The 3,057-nt window shown below is 72.8% G+C and carries 4 protein-coding genes; 2 read left to right on the top strand and 2 right to left on the bottom strand.

Annotated features, from left to right (window positions below):
- A partial coding sequence (locus tag ETD86_RS57745; RefSeq protein ID WP_211370921.1) for a hypothetical protein occupies nt 1-199 on the bottom strand: 199 nt, incomplete at its 3' end.
- A gap of 164 nt (nt 200-363) precedes the next feature.
- Between ETD86_RS57745 and ETD86_RS53560 the strand changes: the two genes are divergently transcribed.
- Nucleotides 364-681: an STAS domain-containing protein gene (locus ETD86_RS53560; RefSeq protein WP_138674264.1), complete on the top strand. Its 318-nt coding sequence runs from the start codon at nt 364-366 to the stop codon at nt 679-681.
- Between the two features lie 42 nt (nt 682-723).
- The gene (locus tag ETD86_RS53555) at nt 724-2,136 is read left to right on the top strand and encodes an RNB domain-containing ribonuclease (protein WP_138674263.1); all 1,413 of its coding nucleotides are present in this window, start codon (nt 724-726) and stop codon (nt 2,134-2,136) included.
- A gap of 167 nt (nt 2,137-2,303) precedes the next feature.
- Here ETD86_RS53555 and ETD86_RS53550 read toward each other — a convergent pair whose 3' ends face one another.
- Entirely contained in the window at nt 2,304-2,885 is a 582-nt protein-coding gene (locus tag ETD86_RS53550) for a TetR/AcrR family transcriptional regulator (protein ID WP_138674262.1), read from the bottom strand.
- Between the last annotated feature and the right edge of the window lie 172 nt (nt 2,886-3,057).

The raw sequence follows: 3,057 nt of genomic DNA, 5'->3' as shown, positions 1-3,057 counted from the left end.
GCCCACCGGCGACCCGGCCCCAGTACACGCCGGTCACCGTGGGCAGAAAAGGTAAAAAGCCACAGAACTGACCGCACGCCTGGCGCATCCAGCGCCGGAGCCTGCCCTCGACATCGTTCTCAGCCGCAAAGCACGCTAAGGGGTGACGTTTTTCCAACCGGGTATTCGGAATTGTTTTCCGAGGAATTCTCCTGTCCACCCGATACCACCGCGCAGCTCTCGACGTTCGCGAGCGGGCAGGTAAACTGCATTCCGGAAGCACGCAGTCGCGTTGAGTGACATGCGCATCTGGTGTCTACGGCAAGGGCGGGTCCGCGCAAGCGACAGGAGTGTTCCCGGCCCTGACAGAGCGCGGAGCCGGAGATGGACCCCCTGCACCTGACCACCAGCCGCCACAACGGCACCGTGACGGTCGCCGTGTCCGGCGAGCTGGACATCGCCACCACCGAGCTGCTCCGCAGCCATGTGCTCGCGCTGCTGCGGGAGGCCGGCCGCGCCCGGCACGCCGCGGTGGTCATCGAGGTCAGCCGCCTGTCCTTCATCGACGCCGCCGGGCTCGGCATCCTCGTCAGCGTCCGCAACCACGCCCGCCGCCAGCAGACGCCGCTGCGCATCGCGGGCGTGACGCCCGCCATGCGGCGATTGCTCCGCATCACCGGGCTCGACGGCCACCTCGCATGATCGGCCCCGCCCGCCTGCCCCGGTAGGTTGTGAAGCGTGTCGATGATTCAGGTACCTGAAGAGATACCGCTCAAGCTGGAAGACGGCTTCGACCGGATCAGGCGTGAGCTCGCGCTGCCGGGCGACTTTCCGCGCGCCGTGCTCGAGGAGGCCGAATGGGTGGCCGAGGTGCCTCGGCCAGGTGGCAAGGACCTCAGCGACGTGCCGTTCATCACCATTGACCCGCCCGGCTCGATGGACCTCGACCAGGCCATGCACCTGGAGCGGCTGCGCGCCGGCTACCGCGTCTGGTACGCCATCGCCGACGTCGGCGCGTTCGTGCGGCCCGGCGGGATCATCGACGCCGAGGCCAGGACCAGGGGCGAGACCGTCTACCTGCCGGCGGGCAAGGTGCCGCTGCACCCCCGGGTGCTGTCCGAGGGCGCGGCCAGCCTGCTGCCCGGCCTGCCGCGGCCGGCCGCCGTATGGCGGATCGACCTCGACGCCGACGGCCGCACGGTGGGCACGGACGTGCAGCGTGCCCTGGTCCGCAGCCGCGAGCGCCTCGACTACGCCTACGTGCAGGCCGCGGTCGACACCGGCACCGCCGACGGCACCCTGGGGCTGCTGGCCGAGATCGGCCGGCTCCGGCTGGCCCTGGAACGCGAGCGCGGCGGCGTCACCCTGCCCACGCCCCAGCAGGAGGTGGTGGCGGCCGACGGCGGTTATCGCCTGGAGTTCCGGCTGCCGCTGCCGGCCGAGGCGTGGAACGCCCAGATCTCGCTGCTGACCGGCATGGCCGCGGCCGCGATGATGCTCGACGCCGAGATCGGCATCCTGCGCGTGCTGCCGCCGCCCCGCCCCGACGACCTGGCCAAGGTACGCAGGATGGCGCGGGCGCTGGGCGTGCCGTGGCCCGACGGAGCCGGGTACGGCGCCGTGGTGCACGACCTGGACCCGCGGAATCCGCAGCAGGCGGCGTTCCTGCACGAGTCGAGGGTCCTGCTGCGCGGCTCCGGCTACGAGGCCTTCGACGGGGCGCCGCCGAAGGAGGCCGGGCATGCCGCGGTGGCGGCCCCGTACGCGCACGTCACGGCCCCGCTGCGGCGCCTGGTCGACCGCTATGCGACCGAGGTGTGCCTGGCGGTCGCGGCAGGCGAGCCGGTGCCGTCCGACGTGCGGGCGGGGCTGGCGAGCCTGCCCGCCGTCATGTCGTCCTCCGGGCGGCGCGCGGCGGCCGTGGACCGGGCGTGCGTGGACCTGGTGGAGGCGTTCCTGCTGCGGGACCGGCTCGGGCAGGCGTTCGACGCGGTGGTGATCGACGTGGACGAGCGGCGCGGCGGCGGGCAGGTGCAGCTCACCGACCCCGCGGTGATCGCCCGCTGCGACGGACCGCTCCCCCTCGGCGAGCAGGTCACGGTACGGCTGGCGCAAGCGGACCCGGCCACCCGCGAGGTCCGCTTCGCCCTGGCCTGACCCGGTCAGGGTGGGGGTACACGAGAACCTTCAGCACCTCGGCGTGGACGTCCTCGATGTCGTCAACCTGCGCCCGGCCGAGCACGAGGCCTGGGCTCCTCGCCGCAGCAGGTCGTGCTCGCCTGGCTGCTGCGGCGCTCACCCACGTGACGCGTCGGTGCTCGGCCTCAGCGCGGCCGGGCTCGCATCCCGTCGCAGATCACCTCGGCCAGCCGTACGGCCCCGCCCCTGGCCCGGGCTCTCCGCTCGGCCGCCAGGCACCCCCGCAGCAGGTCCCGCACGTCCTCCGTCACCAGGTCGCGCCGGACCGCGCCGGCCTGCTGCGCCCTGACGAGCAGCCGGCCGAGCGCCCTGGCGAAATCCTCCTCGAGGGTCGAGCCCGGCCGTAACGCCATCCCCGGGCCACCGTCCAGCATGTCGCAGAGCGCCTGGTTGGCGGAGGCCTGCTCGACCACGTGCGCGAACCACCCGAAGAACGCCTTGCCCGGGTCCTCCGCCGTGCCCAGCGCGCGGGCGTCCACGACGAACCGTTCGATCCGCCCCAGCAGCACCGCTTCGAACAGCGCCTCCTTGGTGGGGAAATGCCGGTAGACAGTGCCGACCCCGAACCCGGCCCGGCGGGCGATCTCGTCGAACGAAATGGTCAGGCCGTCGCTCGCCAGTGCCTCCTGGGCGATCTGCAGGACCCGCTCGCGGTTGCGGCGGGCGTCGGCGCGTAACGGCCTGGCCGTGCTGTGGTCGTCGCCCATGGCGTGCACCTGCCTTCTGACAAGCGGAGAGCGCTCTCCGATTCTACCGAGCAGACCTCCGGCATGCAGCCCCCGCCCGCTCGCAACCGAACACCCGCCCTGCTGGGCGGGTGTCGGCGGGTGCGGCGTGCGCGCTTGGCGCGGACTGCCGGTGTTACGGCCCGGCGTGGGC

It is taken from the genome of Nonomuraea turkmeniaca (assembly GCF_005889735.1).
In the GTDB taxonomy this organism is placed as follows: domain Bacteria; phylum Actinomycetota; class Actinomycetes; order Streptosporangiales; family Streptosporangiaceae; genus Nonomuraea; species Nonomuraea turkmeniaca.
This window is presented reverse-complemented; position numbering and strand designations above follow the sequence as displayed.

Coding starts and splice junctions, on each gene's coding strand:
- ETD86_RS53550 (WP_138674262.1), bottom strand. CDS start 2,885: ATGGGCGACGACCACAGCACGGCCAGGCCGTTACGCGCCGACGCCCGC.
- ETD86_RS53555 (WP_138674263.1), top strand. CDS start 724: ATGATTCAGGTACCTGAAGAGATACCGCTCAAGCTGGAAGACGGCTTC.
- ETD86_RS53560 (WP_138674264.1), top strand. CDS start 364: ATGGACCCCCTGCACCTGACCACCAGCCGCCACAACGGCACCGTGACG.